This is a genomic window from Olsenella absiana, assembly GCF_036408855.1.
GTDB classification, from domain to species: domain Bacteria; phylum Actinomycetota; class Coriobacteriia; order Coriobacteriales; family Atopobiaceae; genus Olsenella_K; species Olsenella_K absiana.
In genome coordinates this window covers 1-15628 of sequence record NZ_JAZGJQ010000008.1, presented here as the reverse complement: position 1 = coordinate 15628, position 15628 = coordinate 1, and the positions used below count along the sequence as shown (strand labels likewise).

Sequence of the window (15628 nt, the reverse complement as noted above, 5' to 3'; positions counted from 1 at the left end):
GAGCCAAGCGCCCCCGGCCCCTTCTTGCGGGGCCTGTCGCCAGTGCCGGTGGCGGGCCCCTTCCGATGGGAGGCAGGGATGGCTGGGACGGACGGGGCGCAAGACGTCTGGACGGTCGGGAGGATGCTCGGGTGGACCCGGGGCTACCTCGAGGGCAAGGGCGACGAGCACCCGAGGCTGTCGGCGGAGTGGCTGATCTGCAACGTGCTCGGCCTCACCCGCGTCGAGCTGTACATGAGCTTCGACCGGGTGTTCGAGCAGCACGAGCTCGCCGCCATGCGCGCGGCGGTCCTGAGGCGCGCCGCGGGCGAGCCGCTGCAGTATGTCACAGGCGAGATGCCGTTCCGCCACATCGTCCTCAGGTGCGAGCGCGGGGTCCTCATCCCGCGCCCGGAGACCGAGGTCCTGGTCGACGCCGCGCTCGAGGGCGTCGACGCTGCCCTGGCGCGCGGCTGCGTCTTCGAGGCGCTGCCGAGCGAGGTGGCCGGCGCCGGGGACGTAACCGGCGCGGAGGAGGGGGCCGACGGCGAGGCGCCTGCCGGAGACGAGCCGCAGGAGGCCGCCGAGCGACCGCCCGTCTCGAGCTTCGCCGCCGCGGGGGCGGACGAGGACGGGGACGACGAGCACGTAGACCCGATAGTCTACGTTCCCGGACCCGAGGACGGGCTCCGTGGGGGCTACGTACCCGGCCCCGGCGAGCGGCCGGTCACCGACGCCCCCTCGCCTGACGAGGGCGAAGCCGTCGAGGAGGCAGGGGAGGTACCCGAACCGGGCCCGCGCGTGCTCGAGGTGGGGTGCGGTACGGGGTGCGTCGCCCTCTCCATCGCGAGCGAGCGTCCCGGCACGCAGGTCGTCACGACGGACCTCTCGCCTGCGGCCGTCTCGCTGGCGAGGCGCAACCGCGACGCGCTCGGGCTCGCGGACGTCGTGCGGGTCGTCGAGTGCGACCTCGCCTCGGGCGTGCCCGCCGACCTCATGGGGACCTTCTGCGTGCTCGTCTCGAACCCGCCCTACATTCCCAGCGGGGTCATGCCCACGCTCCCGCAGGAGGTCGTGGGCTTCGAGCCTGGGCTCGCCCTCGACGGCGGCCCCGACGGCCTCGACGTCTTCAGGAGGCTGCTCGACCTCGCGCCCCGCGCGCTCGCGCCCGGGGGCACCCTCTGCTGCGAGCTCTTCGAGACGACCCTCGACGCCGCCGCCGACCTCGTGCGCGCCCAGGGCGGGTGGACGTCCGTCGAGGTGCGCGAGGACCTCACGCACCGGCCGCGCGTCCTCGTGGCGCGCAGGGAGGAGTAGGCCATGGGGGCCATAGTGGCGGTCGACCAGAACCGGCCCGCCCAGGAGGCGGTCGAGCGGGGCGCCGCCCTCCTCGCCGACGGCGGCGTGCTCGTGATGCCGACGGACTCCGTCTACGGCATCGGATGCGCGGCGCTCGCGGGCAACCCCGCCCTGCGCAGGATCTTCTCGATCAAGCGGCGCGACCGGGCCCAGACCCTGCCGTGGCTCGTCGCCGACGCGGCCGAGCTCGAGGTGTACGGCGCCTGCGTGCCGGCGTGGGCGCAGCGCGCGGCGAAGGCCCTGTGGCCGGGGGCGCTCACACTCGTCGTCCAGGCGTCCCCCGAGGTGCCGCCCGAGTACCGCCGGCCCGCCGCGCCCGGCGGCCGCCCCACGATCGCCCTTCGCTGCCCGGGGTCCAACCTCGTGAGGGAGCTCGCACGGCAGGTGGGCGTCCCCTTGCCGACGACGAGCGCCAACACGCACGGCCTCGCGGCGGCGACGTCCGGCGCGGGCCTCGAGCCCCGCATCGTCGAGGCCGCCGACCTCACCTTCGACGCCGGCCCCGCCCCCATCGCCGTCGCCTCCACCATCGTCGACTGCACGGCGGGGGAGCCGCGCGTGCTCCGCCGGGGCTCCGTCAGCCCCGAGGAGTTCCTCCGCGCGGCAGGCCTCTCGTCCGAGCGCGGGGCGTAGGAGGGCGTATCGCGGGCGCGTCGGGCCCGGAATGTCTAGACTAGGACTGATGCAACGAAGGACCCCACGTGGCAGGGACCCTGCCGGAAGGGAAGGCACATGGACTCGAGAGACTTTGACCCCAGGCGCTTCGAGGTGATCGAGCACCCGCTGGTGCAGCACAAGCTGTCGATCTTGAGGGACAAGGACACGGGCACCAAGCAGTTCCGCGAGCTCGTGACCGAGCTCGCCGTGTTCGAGGGCTACGAGGCCATGCGCGACTTCCCGCTCGAGGACGTCGAGGTGGACACGCCGCTCGAGCGGACCACCTGCAAGAGAATCGCGGGCAAGAAGGTCGCCATCATCCCGATCCTGCGCGCCGGCCTCGGCATGGTCGACGGCATCCTGACGCTCACGCCCTCGGCGCGCGTCGGGCACGTCGGCATGTACCGCGACCCCGTCACCCACGAGCCGCACCAGTACTACTGCAAGTTCCCGCCCGACATCGACAAGCGCACCTGCCTCGTCGTGGACCCGATGCTCGCGACCGGTGGCTCGCTCACCGCGGCGATCAAGTTCCTCCGCGACGCCGGCGTGAAGGACATCCGCTGCCTCACGCTCGTCTCCGCCCCGGAGGGCGTCAAGGCGGTCCTGGACTTCGACCCGGAGGTGCGCCTGTTCACCTGTGCCCTGGACCGCCAGCTGAACGAGAGCGCCTACATCCTGCCGGGCCTCGGCGACGCCGGCGACAGGATCTACGGCACGAAGTAGATCGGCGGCGCGGGCGGGAGCCCGCGAGGGCGGAGCCTATCGGACACAGACGAGCGGGGCGCTCCACGCGCCTCGCTCGTCCGCTTTCCCGCCCCTCACGTGCACGTCCGTCCACCCTCGCCAACCGGCCTTCGGCCCTTCACCATGTCCATAAACGTGCAGGTGAGGCGTAATGTGTCGGTGCTTAGGTAAATTTCGGGTAGCGTTTTGCGAACGGCCGTCAGAAGATGGGGATTCTGGGAATGGTACGCATGTTACGAATGCGAACGGTTAGTATTCCTTAGCACGTCATCCGTGTCCGGAGGCATGTGGCAGTGGTCTCTTGGGGTTTCGCCATAGCAGGGGCGCTCTTCGGCCTGGCGGGCTGCGCACCGGCGGTCCTCCTGCTCGAGGGGGTCCTGCGCGAGCGCGTCCGGGCCGAGGTCGGCTGGGGCCTCGCAGCCGTGGCCGTCTCCTTCGTCGCCCTCTCGGCGGCCGTCGTCGCTGTACGCCTCCTCTCGCCGGACGATACGCTAGCTTTTGGCACCTCGATGGCGGGGACGTTCCTTGCTGTGTGGGCGCTTGAGTCACTAAGAGCCTCACGTGACGTCTGCGGCGCCACGCGCGGCCGGAAGGAAGGTTAGAGATGAACCCTCTGGATGGTCTAAACGACGCGGTCGACGAGCTGATCGACAGCTTCCTGACCCACAACGTCATCGGGCCCGCCGATGTCACGCAGGTCTCCCCGGGGCTTACCCAGTACGTCTTCTGGATGTTCGTCGCCATCGTGCTGCTGCTCGTCGTGGTCTTCACCTTCAGGAAGAAGCAGGCCGCCAGCCTGGTGCCGCACGGCTTCTTCGTGAACGCGGTCGAGAGCCTCATCGAGTTCGCCCGTGACGACCTCTGCAAGTCGATCCTTCCGGACACCTGGAAGAAGCACTTCCCGTTCATCTTCGCGATCTTCTTCTTCATCCTCGCCAACAACATCGTGGGCATCATTCCCGGCTGCCACCCCGGCACGGGCACCATCGGCGTCACCGCCGCGCTCGCCTGCTACTCGTTCGTCTACTTCATCGTCGTGGGCTGCAGGTCCAAGGGCGTCTGGGGCTACGTCAAGAGCCTTGCCCCCAAGGGCGTCGTCTTCCCGCTCAACGTGCTCGTCTGGGTCATCGAGGTCTTCTCGACCTTCCTGAGGCTGATCACGCTCGCCGTCCGACTCTTCTGCAACATGTTCGCCGGTCACGTGGTCATGGGGACCTTCGCGATCCTCGCCTCCCTGTTCTTCGACCCGCTGATGCAGGCCCTCTCCAACGGCGCCGCGCTCACGGCGGGCGCCGTCGGCGACGCGGGTGCCTCAGTGCTCTGGGTCCTCGTGCTGATCATCATCTACCTGGTCGAGATCCTCGTCGCCGTCATCCAGGCGTACGTCTTCGCCCTTCTCACGGCCGTCTACATCCAGACCGCCGAGAGCGAGGAGTAGCTTGCCGCTCAGGCATCCCGCGCGGCTTGGTCGCGCTCGTGCATAGTAAGAAGACTCGCCCTGCGGGACGAGGTTCTAAGGAGGAAATTGTGGGTGCACTTGGTGTAATCGGTTATGGTCTCGGCGTCATCGGCGCCAGCATCGGCATCGGCCTCGCCGCCTATGGCGCGACGACCTCCATGGCCCGTCAGCCCGAGGTCCAGGCACGCCTCTTCACGGTCTTCATCCTCGGCTCGGCCTTCGTGGAGGCACTTGCGCTGATTGGCTTCGTCGTCGCCCTCATCGTCAAGTAGCGACGACGCAAGGACAGGTCTGTTTGGAGGTATGCATGAAAGACCAGAAGGGAGCTCTTCCGGGACGCCGCGTCGCCTTTGGGACGGCGCTCGTCCTTGCCAGCGCCGCGCTGCCCGAGGCGGCCATGGCAGAGGAGATCTCGGGACCGGCGATTCTGCTGCCGAAGTTGTCGGAGTTCGTCCCCGCGGCCATCGCGTTCGTGGTCATCTGGGTCCTGCTCGCCAAGCTCGCTTGGCCGTCGATCCTCAAGATGATGGACGCGCGCGAGAACAAGATAAAGAGCGACCTCGACGAGGCCGAGCGTCAGCGCAAGGAGGCAACTGCCGCCGCCGCCGAGAGCAAGGCCAAGATCTCCGAGGCCGAGCGCGAGGCCGAGGAGATCGTCGCGGATGCCAAGCGCGAGGCCGAGGCCCAGCGCGCCCAGATCCTCGACGAGGCGCAGAAGAGCGCGAGCGAGATCATCGCGAAGGCGCACAACGTCGTCAACCTCGAGCGCCACAAGGCCATGGTCGAGCTCTCCGACTCCGTCGTCGACCTCTCGGTCGAGATTGCCGGCAAGATCATCGGCGACTCCCTCGACGAGGCCGGGCAGCGCAAGCTCGCTGAGAAGTATCTCGAGGAAGTTGGTAGCCTGAATGACAGGTAAGCGCATCGAGCAGAAGAAGGTCGAGGCCTACACCAGGGCCCTGCTCGAGGCCGCGAAGTCCGAGGGCAGGGCGGCGCGGGACCTGGAGCAGGTCAAGCACGTGCTCAAGTTCTCCCCCGAGGTCCTCGAGACCATCACCGCGATGCAGGGCGAGGACGACTTCGACCTGCTCGACAAGGTGTACAGCGAGTACAAGGGCCTGCTCGACAAGAGCGACGACACGGTCTCCGTGGACGTGACGACGGCTGTCCCCATGGATGACGAGATGCGCGAGCGCGTGAGGGAGAAGTGCCGAAAGGACTTCGACGCTCCCGTCTACCTCGTCGAGCACGTGGACCCCTCCATACTCGGGGGAATCATCCTCGAGGCGAAGGGCCACAGGCGCGACGCGTCCGTCAAGGCGCAGCTGATCAACGTCAGGAAGAAGCTTTCCTCCGCAAACATGGGAGGTGATGAGTAATGAGCGAGGCAATCGACGCATCCTCGATCATGAGGACCCTGCGCGGCGAGCTCGACGGCATCTCCACCTCGGTCCAGACGCAGGAGGCGTCCACCGTCATCGAGGTGGGCGACGGCATCGCGCATGTCGCCGGGCTGAGGAGCGCCATGTCCGGCGAGCTGCTCGAGTTCACGAGCTCCGCCACGGGGCGCAGCGTCTACGGGCTCGCCCAGAACCTGGACGAGGACGAGGTCGGCGCGGTGCTGTTCGGCGACGTCGACTCGATCAAGGAGGGCGACCAGGTCACCACGACCGGCCGCGTCATGGACATCCCGGTCGGGCGCAACATGCTCGGCCGCGTGGTCAACCCGCTCGGAGACCCGATCGACGGCAAGGGGCCCATCATCACGTCCCAGCGCCGGCCGATAGAGTTCAAGGCCCCCGGCATCATCGACCGCCAGCCCGTCAACGAGCCCGTCCAGACGGGCCTCGTCGCGATCGACGCCATGGTCCCCATCGGGAGGGGCCAGCGAGAGCTGATCATCGGCGACCGCAAGACCGGCAAGACGGCCATCGCGATCGACACGATCATCAACCAGCGCAACACCGATATCGTCTGCATCTACGTGGCCATCGGCCAGAAGGCCTCGACGGTCGCCTCCATCAGGGAGACGCTCGAACACCACGGCGTCATGGACAAGACGATCATCGTCTCCGCGACCGCCGCGGACTCGGCGCCGCTGCAGTACATCGCCCCGATGGCGGGCGCCGCCATCGGCGAGTACTTCATGTACAACGACGAGAAGGGCCACCCCGCCGACGCGACCCACCCCGGAGGGCACGTCCTCATCGTCTTCGACGACCTCTCCAAGCAGGCTGTCGCCTACCGTCAGATGTCGCTGACGCTGCATCGTCCGCCCGGACGCGAGGCCTACCCCGGAGACATCTTCTACCTGCACTCCCGCCTGCTCGAGCGTGCCGTCAAGATGTCCGACGCCAACGGCGGCGGCTCCATGACGGCGCTGCCGATCATCGAGACGCAGGAGGGCGACGTCTCGGCCTACATCCCGACGAACGTGATCTCCATCACGGACGGCCAGATCTACCTGCAGTCGAACCTGTTCTTCCAGGGCCAGCGCCCTGCTGTCGACGTGGGCATCTCGGTGTCGCGCGTCGGCGGCGCCGCGCAGCTGAAGTCGATGAAGCAGGTCGCGGGCACGCTCAGGCTGGACCTCGCGAGCTACCGCGAGAAGCAGGCCTTCTCGCAGTTCGGCTCGGACCTCGACGAGACGACGCAGTACCAGCTCAACCATGGCGCCCACACCATGGAGCTGCTCAAGCAGAAGCGCTACGCCTCCCTCGACGTGGCCGACCAGGTCATCGCCATCTTCGCGTCCAAGGAGAACTACCTCGACGACCTCGACCTCGCCGACGTCGTCGAGTTCCGCGACGGTCTCGCCGAATTCATGAAGACCCGCCATCCCAACACCCGCTCTCGCGTGGTCGAGGGCAAGATATCCGATGACCTCGCCGAGAAGCTCAGGTCTTGCATCGCCGAGTACAAGGAGCAGTTCCTGCGGAAGCACCACAAGGACGACTCCGAGGACGCCGGCGGGCAGGGGGGCGACGAGGTACAGTCGTTCAGGGACGCCTAAGGTAAAGAATGCCTAGTCTGAGAGAAATCAAGGGGCGTATCAACTCGGTGTCGAGCACCTTGCAGGTGACGCGCACGATGGAGATGATCTCCACTGCGCGCATCCGCAAGGCGCTCGACCGGGCGCAGAAGGCCGCCCCCTATAAGGACGCCATCACCCTGATGCTCGCGAACGTCGCGAGCGCGGGCTATGGCAGCGAGCACCCGCTGCTCAGGGTCCACCCCAAGGAGCAGCATGTGGTCTTCTTGCTCATAGCCTCGGACAGGGGCATGGCGGGTGGCTTCAACATCGTCCCGCAGAGGGAGGTCATGCACGCAATCGAGGACCTCGAGTCGCGAGGCGTCGGGGCCGACGTCATCACCTGCGGCCGCAAGCCTACGGAGTTCTTCCGCTACCGCGGAAAGCAGCCGCTTCTGTCCTTCGAGGGCATCTCCTCGGAGCCGACGATGGACGAGGCCGACCGCATCGCCTCCTACATCATGGACGGCTACAAGTCCGGTCAGATAGACCGCGTGATGATCTATTACTCGCACGCGAAGAACAGGGTCGACCAGCAGCAGGTGGTCGAGCAGCTGCTGCCCATTACCAACGAGCAGCTCATGATGCCCAACCGCCCGCGCACCGCCGAGGCCCTCTCGATGATTGAGCACAAGCAGGACACCGTCTTCGAGTTCGACCCCTCGGCTGTGGAGGTGCTGGGATACCTCCTGCCCGCATACGTGAGGACCGTCATCTACCATGCGCTGCTCGACTCCGCCGCTGCGGAGCACGGCGCCAGGCGTCGCGCGATGAAGTCCGCGTCAGACAACGCGCAGGACATCATCACCTCGCTGAGCAGGACCTACAACCGTGAGCGCCAGGGCTCGATCACCACGGAGCTCAACGAAATCGTCGCGGGCGCGTCCGCATTGGAGGACAACAACTGATGTCAGAGCAAGAGACTGAGGAGAGGGCGCCGCTCGAGCGCGCGGCCCTGAGCCTCCTCAACAAGAGCGCCGGCACGGGCACAATCGTGCGCATCGTCGGCGCCGTCGTGGACGTGCGCTTCGACGGGCAGGTCCCCGCGATCTACAACGCGCTCGAGGTCAAGGGTCGCACCCCGATGGGCGAGGTCCACACGGTCCTCGAGGTTGAATCCCAGCTGCCCGGCAGCGTCGTGCGCACGGTCGCCATGTCGTCGACCGACGGCCTCAGGAGGGGCATGCGCGTCGAGGACACCGGCTCCCCGATGATGATGCCCGTCGGGCCCGAGACCCTCGGTCGCGTGTGGAACGTGATGGGGCAGCCCGTCGACGGCAAGCCCATGCCCGAGCACGTGCGCTACTACCCGATCCACCGCCCGGCCCCCTCGTTCAACGAGCTGACCACGCACGCCGAGATCTTCGAGACCGGCATCAAGGCGATCGACCTTCTCGAGCCCTATGTCAGGGGTGGCAAGACCGGCCTGTTCGGCGGCGCCGGCGTGGGCAAGACCGTCCTGATTCAGGAGCTGATCAACAACCTGGCACAGGAGCACGGCGGCACTTCCGTGTTCACGGGAGTGGGCGAGAGGACCCGCGAGGGAACGGACCTCTACCTCGAGATGACCGAGTCCGGCGTCATCAACAAGACGTGCCTCGTCTACGGGCAGATGAACGAGCCGCCAGGAGCTCGCCTGCGCGTCGGCCTGGCCGGGCTCACCACCGCGGAGTACTTCCGCGACCAGGGCCAGGACGTCCTGCTGTTCATCGACAACATCTTCAGGTTCTCCCAGGCCGGCTCCGAGGTCTCGGCGCTTCTCGGCCGCATGCCGTCCGCCGTCGGGTACCAGCCCACGCTGGCGACCGAGATGGGCGACCTGCAGGAGCGCATCACCTCCACCAAGGAGGGCTCCATCACCTCGGTTCAGGCCGTCTACGTGCCTGCCGACGACCTGACGGACCCCGCTCCGGCGACCACCTTCACGCACCTCGACGCGCAGACGGTCCTGTCGCGCTCGATCACCGAGCTCGGCATCTACCCCGCCATCGACCCGTTGGCGAGCTCCAGCTCCGCCCTCGACCCCGAGGTCGTCGGCGAGGAGCACTACCGCGTCGCCGAGAAGGTCCAAGAGATCCTGCAGGAGTACTCTGACCTCCAGGACATCATCGCGATCCTCGGCATGGACGAGCTCTCCGAGGAACAGCAGCTCGTCGTGTCGCGCGCTCGCAAGATTCAGCAGTTCCTCTCCCAGAACTTCCACGTCGCGGAGAAGTTCACCGGTGCGCCCGGCGTCTACGTGCGCGTTAAGGACACCGTTCGCTCCTTCGCGGCGATCATCGACGGCGAGTGCGACGACCTGCCTGAGCAGGCCTTCCGCTACGCTGGCACGATTGACGACGTGCGCGAGCGAGCCAAGAAGATGAAGGCCGCGGCAGCCGGCGGCGACGCCGAGGGCGACGGAGCCGGCAAGGACGACGAGCCGGAGAAGAGCAACTAGGGGGTGCAACGTGGCCGAGCTGGTCTGCCAATTCGTACGACCCGACCGCCAGCTGTACGAGGGGATGGTCGAGTACCTGATTCTCCAGGCGGAGTCGGGCGAGCTGGGCGTCTGGCCCGGCCACTCCCCCGAGATCTGCGCGCTCGGCGACGGCGTCGTAAGGCTCCATCGCACGAAGCGCGACGGGGGAGGGGAGCTCGACATCGTGATCTCGGGCGGCTACGCCGAGATTACGGGTGACGCGGTCATCATCCTCGCCGACCACGCACGCCGCTGCGATGACATCGAGCCAGACGTTGTCATGGAGACGCGTGGAGCCGCGATCGACGCACGCGACGCGCTGCCCGAGCGCGACCCGCGCCGTGCCTATTTCGAAAACAAGATAAACTGGTGCAACCTGCTCCTCAAGCAGGCCGCGCGGAACTGATCCGCGCGTCACGAACGCGCAGTCGGAGAGCACATGGAAGTCATCAAGGTCGAAGGCGGTCATCCGCTTTCTGGCGAGGTAACGGTGGAGGGCGCGAAGAACTCCGCCCTCAAGCTCATGGCGGCCACGATCCTGGCGCCGGGCGTCAACGTGCTCAAGAACGTCCCCAATATCGCGGACGTCCACGTCATGGGCAAGGTGCTCAAGTGCCTCGGCGCGAAGGTCGACGTCCTCGGCGTCCACGAGCTCAGGATCGACACCTCCTCGGTCGACAGCTGGGAGACCCCCTATCACCTCGTGGAGCAGATGCGCGCGTCGACGGCCGTGCTCGGCCCCCTGATCGCCCGCTTCGGCAAGGCGGTCGTGGCCATGCCGGGCGGCTGCAACATCGGCGCACGCAAGATCGACATGCACATCCTCGGTCTCGAGGCGCTCGGCGTCGACTTCAAGATCGACCACGGAGACATCCACGCCTCGGCCCCCGACGGGGTGGTCGGCGCGACGGTGACCCTCGACTTCGCGAGCGTGGGTGCCACCGAGAACCTCATCATGGCCTCGGTGCACGCCAAGGGAACGACCGTCATCGACAACGCGGCGCGCGAGCCGGAGATCGTCGATCTCGCGATGATGCTCAACGAGATGGGCGCGGACATCAAGGGTGCCGGCTCTCCCGTTATCGAGGTCACGGGAGTCAAGGAGCTCCATCCCGTCACGCATACGGTGGTGGGCGACCGCATCGAGGCGGGGACCTTCATAGCCATGGGGGCCATCACCCGCTCCTCGATTACGGTCCGAGGCTTCGAGCCCAACCACCTCGGCCTCGTGCTGCGCAAGTACGAGCAGATGGGCATCTCCATAGAGCGGGGGGACCGCTCGGTCACGGTGGGACGCGAGGGCGACATCGTCCCCGTCGACATCCAGACCCTACCGTTCCCGGGTTTCCCGACGGACATGCAGTCGCAGACCATGTGCCTTCTCGCCCTGGCGAAGGGCACCTGCATCGTGACGGAGAACGTCTTCGAGAACCGCTTCATGTTCGCGAGCGAGCTTGCCCGCATGGGCTCCGAGATCGTCATCAAGGGGCACCATGCGGTCATCCACGGCGTCGACCACTTCTCGGGCGCCGAGGTCAAGTCCCCCGACCTCAGGGGCGGCGCTGCCCTCGTGATGGCCGGCCTGGTCGCGGACGGCACGACGACGGTCTCGGCCATCCATCACATCGACCGCGGCTACGAGTCGTTCGTGGAGAAGCTCCAGGCGCTTGGTGCCCAGGTAACGCGCGAGCAGGTCAGCGCGCCGGAGGACGACGAGTAGGCCGCTCGCGCGACGTCTCTGCCGAAGCCCAGGAGCCCCGCCCACCCCGCCCTGGGGCCAGGCGGTTCGTGGGCTGGGGTGCCGTACAACAAGTTATATTGGGTACATACCAGTCACCGAGCAGCTCAGGCTAGGCCCCTCCGGGGGTCCGGCCTGAATCCTTATCGGGCTCACCCGGCTCGAGTATCACTGAGGGGAAGGTTGCCAATGCCCAAGACCGACACTCACGAGGGCCACGAGCTCTCGATGGCGAGCGAGGACTACCTGGAGTCCATATACCGAATCATGTCCGACAGGGGCGAGGAGCTCGAGGGGGTGAGGTCAGTGGACGTGGCCGAGCAGCTCAATGTCTCGAAGGCGAGCGTGAACAAGGCGCTCTCCACGCTGAAGGACGCGGGCATGGTCGAGCAGGTCCGCTACGGAAGGGTGCGCCTCACCACCGCCGGGAAGGAGTACGCCTCGCGCGTCTGGAAGACCCACCGCACCCTCAGGGCCTTTCTCGTCCACGACCTCGGAGTGGACAAGAAGACGGCGAACGACGAGGCGTGCCTCATGGAGCACTACCTCTCGGATGACACCGTGCGCCGCTGGTGCGACTTCCTCGAGAAGCAGGGTCTTGATCTGGATGAGTAGGGAGGGCGACGCCGCGACGGGTGCGGGAGGCGCCGGCGCGCCCACTGCCTGCGGAAGCGGGGGAGCCGACCTGCCGGAACCCGAGAGCTTCGGCTGGACGTCCTACGAATTCGACGACGCGGACGACGACCTCACCGCCTCGCTGGCGAGGCTGCTGTGCGCGGGCGAGGGGACGCCCTTGGCCTGTTCCGGCGACGTCTTCGAGGCGGTCGGGTACGCAGGGGCACGCGCGGAGGCTCCCGACGCAGTCTGGGATGCGTGCGAGCAAGACACGATCGAGGTCGCCTACCGCCTGTACGTAGCCGCCGGGTTGCAGGTCGCCGTCACGAACACCGCCGGTTGCGACCCCTGGAGCATCGATGCCTCGGGTGCCGCCGTTCCGTTCGAGCGCGTCGTCGAGAGGGCGGTGCGTGCGGCGCGCTCGGCGGCGCCGCCGTTCGTGGCCGGCCTGCTCGACGTGGGCGGCGTCCCCGTTGAGAAGTCCGCCGCGTCCGGGGCGCGGCTGCTGGGCGAACTCGCCCACCTGGGCGTCCATGCCTTCGTCGTCTCGGGCTCCGTGAACGAGGCCTCTGCGCGGGAGGCCCTGCGCGCCGCGCGCTCGGCGAACGAGCACCTCTACCCGTCGAGGCCCGTCGTGGCCTCGCTGGACGCACGCGCCCTCGCGGGCGTCGACGTGCGGGAGGTCCGCCGCCTGCTGGGGGAGATGATCGAAGGCGGTGCCTGCGTTGTCGGGTTCGACCACGTATGCGCGGCGGACGCGCGCCGTCTCGGGCCCATCCTGACCGAGGTGTGGCGAGAGCGCGGACGAAGGGGCTACCTGCAGCTCTGCATCCCCGACTCGTGTGACGGGCGCGCGGAGGGCGCCGCGCAGGAGGAGCTGCTCCTCGCTGCCCGCGACCTCGCCGACGTCCCTCTCGCGCTCGTGGGCTTCGGCGAGGGCGTGACGCCCGCCCTCGCGGCGAACATCCAGGGGACCTGGCTGTAACTTGCGCTCCGCGCCCGGCCGCGTGCCGGGCGCGGAGCGCATTCGGCCCTCGCCGCCTGCCTGCCGGCGCCCGGCGCAGCCTGCCCCTCGCGAGGACCGCAGGTCGGCTCAAGGGGTATGCTACCGTCAAATGGAATACTTGAACTATCGAACGCGGAACGACGAAGGGACATCTCCATGAAGGCAATCATTCCAGCCGCAGGCCTCGGCACGCGCTTCCTCCCCGCGACCAAGTGCACGCCCAAAGAGCTCCTCCCGGTGCTGGACAAGCCGGTCATCCAGTACGTCGTGGAGGAGGCCCTCGAGCCGGATGACGTCGACGGCGTCGTCATCGTCAACTCGCGGCTCAAGCCGCAGATGGAGAAGTATTTCTCCGAGGACAAGGACTTCGAGGAGTACCTGCGCGCGCACGGCAAGGACGCCCTCGCCGAGAAGGTCCACGAGGCGGGCGCCCTTCCGGTCTCGTTCGTCTACCAGGACGATCCTCGCGGGCTCGGGCACGCCGTCTGGTGCGCGCGCGAGGAGGTCGGGGACGAGCCCTTCTTCGTGCTGCTCGGCGACTACTTCGTGCCTGACCGGCAGATGTGCGTCAACATGCAGAAGGTGTCCCGCGAGCACGGCGGGGCCTCCGTCATCGCCGTCGCACCGGTCCCCGAGGACCAGGTGAGCCGCTACGGCATCATCGCGGGGGAGTGCGTGGGTTCGCTCGAGGGCTCGGACGCGACGGGCGAGAACGAGGGTGCCGTCTGGAAGGTGTCGGGCATGGTAGAGAAGCCCGCGCGCGAGGACGCCCCCTCCCACCTGTTCATCGTGGGTCGCTACCTGCTCTCGCCCAGGACCATGGACCTGCTGGCGACCCAGGGGGTCGGCGCTGGCGGTGAGATCCAGCTGACCGACGCCATGGTGCGGCTCCTCGAGTCCGAGGACATGTACGCCCTCGTCGTGGACCCCTCCGAGGGCTGCGACACGGGCACCCCGGCTGCCTGGGCGGCGACCAACGCCCGCCTCGCCCTCTCCGACCCCGAGCAGGAGAGCGCCTTCAGGGAGGCGCTCGGCGACGTCGCGCTCTAGCGCGTCAAGATGATTCGCTTCGACTCTCACGGCTGGCGGGCCCCCCTCGGCGAGGACTTCAACGAGGAGAGCGTCTCTCGCATCGGCGAGGCGATCGGCACCACCTGGGGGGCTGCCCGACCGGGCGGTACGGTGTACGTCGGCTACGACGCGAGGCGCGACGCCGAGCGTCTGGCCGGCGTCGTGGCTGGTGTCATAGCGAGCCACGGCCTTAGGGTGCACGTCTCGCTGGAGCCCCTCCCGACACCCGTCCTCGGTTGGAACGTCTCCCAGGACGGGTCGTCGATCGGTGGCGTGATGCTCACGGCCTCGGAGGCCCCGTCTGCGTACGGCGGCATCTGCCTCAGGGGGCCTGACGGCGGGCCTGCCCCGGAGGACCTGACTCTCGAGGTCGAACGCTCGATCAACGCTCTGCCCTCACGGCCCGCGGCTCCCTTCGAGAGGGTCGACCTCTTGGGGCCCTACGTCAGGGATGCCGTGGGGCACCTGGCGGCACGTCCCCTCGCCAGGGCGCCGAGGGTCGTGCTCGATCCGCTCCATGGCGCCACGGGAAGGGCGGCCCGCCTGGTGCTCGAGGGCATCGGGTGCGAGGTGACGTCGCTCCACGAGGAGCCGCGTCCGGACTTCGGGGGCCTACGTCCCTCCCCGCGGCTGCCTTGGGTCGAGGGTTGCGAGGCCGAGGTCCTCCGTAGGCACGCGGACCTCGGCGTGGTACTCGACGGAGACGGGGACAGGCTCGGCATCATAGGCGACGCGGGGGACTGGGTCCTGCCACACCTCGTCGAGTGCCTGGTGATGGAATACCTGGTGCGGCAGTGCGGCAGGAGCGGCGTGGTCGTTGTTAACCAAGCCTGCTCCGCGCTCGTCGGCAGACAGGCCAGGAGGCTCGGCTGTGCCGTCCGCACCGTCCCCGTGGGCTTTAGGCGCATATACGAGGAGTTCTCGGGGGGCGATGTACTCCTGGGCGTCGAACACCTCGGGGGGATGGCGTTCCCCTGGCATCTGAAAGAGAGAGATGCCGTGTACGGGGCAGGCCTCCTCTGCGCCCTCTTGGGCACGTCGGAGGACTCGCTCTCCTTACGTCTTTCTCGCCTCACGGAGAAGGTCGGCAGGATGTACTTCTCCCGGCGGGACTTGAGGACGGACGTCGACAGGTGCGAGACTCTCAGGAACCTGCTCCCGGGCGTAAACCCGAGGGAGCTGTACGGAGAGGAGCCGACATGGGTCAGCCACGCCGAGGGCCTCAAGGTGGAGTTCGAGGACGGCTCGTGGGTGATGGTGAGGACGTCGCGGACGGAGCCCGTCGTGCGGGTCTGGGCGGAGGCGACCTCCGAGTCCAAGGCGGCGTCGCTCGTCTCGTCCACGACGGCGGGAATCGCACGTCTCTAGAGTTGAAGTGCGTTGCAGGGCGTCGCCGGCCGGCGGCGGGCGTTTGGTCCTGGAGGGGGTCCCGGAGCCTGGAGTCAGGCGCCGGGGCCCCCTTCCCTATGCCGCGCCTCCCGTGGAGGTTCCGTGGAGCGCGGCGA

17 protein-coding genes are annotated in these 15628 nt (G+C 67.9%); all 17 read left to right on the top strand.

What is annotated here, in order from left to right; translation table 11 throughout:
- The first annotated feature begins 78 nt into the window (after window positions 1–78).
- Window positions 79–1296 (top strand): N5-glutamine methyltransferase family protein, encoded by a 1218-nt coding sequence (locus tag VXJ25_RS07195; protein WP_330958534.1) that lies wholly within the window; start codon window positions 79–81, stop codon window positions 1294–1296.
- 3 nt (window positions 1297–1299) lie between these two features.
- Complete coding sequence (locus VXJ25_RS07190; RefSeq protein WP_330958533.1) at window positions 1300–1971, top strand: L-threonylcarbamoyladenylate synthase; 672 nt, start codon at window positions 1300–1302, stop codon at window positions 1969–1971.
- A gap of 99 nt (window positions 1972–2070) precedes the next feature.
- Window positions 2071–2721 carry a uracil phosphoribosyltransferase gene (upp, locus tag VXJ25_RS07185; RefSeq protein ID WP_330958532.1) on the top strand — a complete coding sequence of 217 codons (651 nt, stop codon included), beginning with the start codon at window positions 2071–2073 and terminating at the stop codon, window positions 2719–2721.
- A gap of 314 nt (window positions 2722–3035) precedes the next feature.
- Window positions 3036–3344 carry a hypothetical protein gene (locus VXJ25_RS07180; RefSeq protein ID WP_330958531.1) on the top strand — a complete coding sequence of 103 codons (309 nt, stop codon included), beginning with the start codon at window positions 3036–3038 and terminating at the stop codon, window positions 3342–3344.
- Window positions 3345–3346: 2 nt separating this feature from the next.
- On the top strand, window positions 3347–4180 hold the full coding sequence (gene atpB / locus VXJ25_RS07175) for a F0F1 ATP synthase subunit A (protein WP_330958530.1): 834 nt from the start codon (window positions 3347–3349) through the stop codon (window positions 4178–4180).
- 89 nt (window positions 4181–4269) lie between these two features.
- Window positions 4270–4473 (top strand): ATP synthase F0 subunit C, encoded by a 204-nt coding sequence (atpE, locus tag VXJ25_RS07170; protein WP_330958529.1) that lies wholly within the window; start codon window positions 4270–4272, stop codon window positions 4471–4473.
- 35 nt (window positions 4474–4508) lie between these two features.
- The gene (gene atpF, locus VXJ25_RS07165; RefSeq protein WP_330958528.1) at window positions 4509–5120 is read left to right on the top strand and encodes a F0F1 ATP synthase subunit B; all 612 of its coding nucleotides are present in this window, start codon (window positions 4509–4511) and stop codon (window positions 5118–5120) included.
- Window positions 5110–5580, top strand: coding sequence for a F0F1 ATP synthase subunit delta (locus tag VXJ25_RS07160; protein WP_330958527.1), 471 nt, complete (start codon window positions 5110–5112; stop codon window positions 5578–5580). The genes atpF and VXJ25_RS07160 overlap by 11 nt, the downstream gene beginning before the upstream one ends.
- Entirely contained in the window at window positions 5580–7214 is a 1635-nt protein-coding gene (gene atpA, locus VXJ25_RS07155; RefSeq protein WP_330958526.1) for a F0F1 ATP synthase subunit alpha, read from the top strand. The genes VXJ25_RS07160 and atpA overlap by 1 nt, the downstream gene beginning before the upstream one ends.
- Window positions 7215–7222: 8 nt before the next feature.
- Window positions 7223–8140: an ATP synthase F1 subunit gamma gene (gene atpG / locus VXJ25_RS07150; RefSeq protein WP_330958525.1), complete on the top strand. Its 918-nt coding sequence runs from the start codon at window positions 7223–7225 to the stop codon at window positions 8138–8140.
- On the top strand, window positions 8140–9672 hold the full coding sequence (gene atpD / locus VXJ25_RS07145; protein WP_330958524.1) for a F0F1 ATP synthase subunit beta: 1533 nt from the start codon (window positions 8140–8142) through the stop codon (window positions 9670–9672). Before atpG ends, atpD begins: the two co-directional genes overlap by 1 nt.
- 10 nt (window positions 9673–9682) lie before the next feature.
- Window positions 9683–10099, top strand: coding sequence for an ATP synthase F1 subunit epsilon (gene atpC / locus VXJ25_RS07140; protein ID WP_330958523.1), 417 nt, complete (start codon window positions 9683–9685; stop codon window positions 10097–10099).
- Between the two features lie 33 nt (window positions 10100–10132).
- Window positions 10133–11413 carry a UDP-N-acetylglucosamine 1-carboxyvinyltransferase gene (gene murA, locus VXJ25_RS07135; protein ID WP_330958522.1) on the top strand — a complete coding sequence of 427 codons (1281 nt, stop codon included), beginning with the start codon at window positions 10133–10135 and terminating at the stop codon, window positions 11411–11413.
- Between the two features lie 207 nt (window positions 11414–11620).
- On the top strand, window positions 11621–12046 hold the full coding sequence (locus tag VXJ25_RS07130) for a metal-dependent transcriptional regulator (protein ID WP_330958521.1): 426 nt from the start codon (window positions 11621–11623) through the stop codon (window positions 12044–12046).
- Window positions 12039–13031: a hypothetical protein gene (locus VXJ25_RS07125; protein ID WP_330958520.1), complete on the top strand. Its 993-nt coding sequence runs from the start codon at window positions 12039–12041 to the stop codon at window positions 13029–13031. Before VXJ25_RS07130 ends, VXJ25_RS07125 begins: the two co-directional genes overlap by 8 nt.
- Window positions 13032–13208: 177 nt before the next feature.
- Window positions 13209–14102: a UTP--glucose-1-phosphate uridylyltransferase gene (locus VXJ25_RS07120; RefSeq protein WP_330958519.1), complete on the top strand. Its 894-nt coding sequence runs from the start codon at window positions 13209–13211 to the stop codon at window positions 14100–14102.
- Between the two features lie 9 nt (window positions 14103–14111).
- The gene (locus tag VXJ25_RS07115) at window positions 14112–15491 is read left to right on the top strand and encodes a phosphohexomutase domain-containing protein (RefSeq protein WP_330958518.1); all 1380 of its coding nucleotides are present in this window, start codon (window positions 14112–14114) and stop codon (window positions 15489–15491) included.
- Window positions 15492–15628: the final 137 nt, after the last annotated feature.

Coding starts and splice junctions, on each gene's coding strand:
- VXJ25_RS07195 (WP_330958534.1), top strand. CDS start 79: ATGGCTGGGACGGACGGGGCGCAAGACGTCTGGACGGTCGGGAGGATG.
- VXJ25_RS07190 (WP_330958533.1), top strand. CDS start 1,300: ATGGGGGCCATAGTGGCGGTCGACCAGAACCGGCCCGCCCAGGAGGCG.
- upp (WP_330958532.1), top strand. CDS start 2,071: ATGGACTCGAGAGACTTTGACCCCAGGCGCTTCGAGGTGATCGAGCAC.
- atpB (WP_330958530.1), top strand. CDS start 3,347: ATGAACCCTCTGGATGGTCTAAACGACGCGGTCGACGAGCTGATCGAC.
- atpF (WP_330958528.1), top strand. CDS start 4,509: ATGAAAGACCAGAAGGGAGCTCTTCCGGGACGCCGCGTCGCCTTTGGG.
- VXJ25_RS07160 (WP_330958527.1), top strand. CDS start 5,110: ATGACAGGTAAGCGCATCGAGCAGAAGAAGGTCGAGGCCTACACCAGG.
- atpA (WP_330958526.1), top strand. CDS start 5,580: ATGAGCGAGGCAATCGACGCATCCTCGATCATGAGGACCCTGCGCGGC.
- atpG (WP_330958525.1), top strand. CDS start 7,223: ATGCCTAGTCTGAGAGAAATCAAGGGGCGTATCAACTCGGTGTCGAGC.
- atpD (WP_330958524.1), top strand. CDS start 8,140: ATGTCAGAGCAAGAGACTGAGGAGAGGGCGCCGCTCGAGCGCGCGGCC.
- murA (WP_330958522.1), top strand. CDS start 10,133: ATGGAAGTCATCAAGGTCGAAGGCGGTCATCCGCTTTCTGGCGAGGTA.
- VXJ25_RS07130 (WP_330958521.1), top strand. CDS start 11,621: ATGCCCAAGACCGACACTCACGAGGGCCACGAGCTCTCGATGGCGAGC.
- VXJ25_RS07125 (WP_330958520.1), top strand. CDS start 12,039: ATGAGTAGGGAGGGCGACGCCGCGACGGGTGCGGGAGGCGCCGGCGCG.
- VXJ25_RS07120 (WP_330958519.1), top strand. CDS start 13,209: ATGAAGGCAATCATTCCAGCCGCAGGCCTCGGCACGCGCTTCCTCCCC.
- VXJ25_RS07115 (WP_330958518.1), top strand. CDS start 14,112: ATGATTCGCTTCGACTCTCACGGCTGGCGGGCCCCCCTCGGCGAGGAC.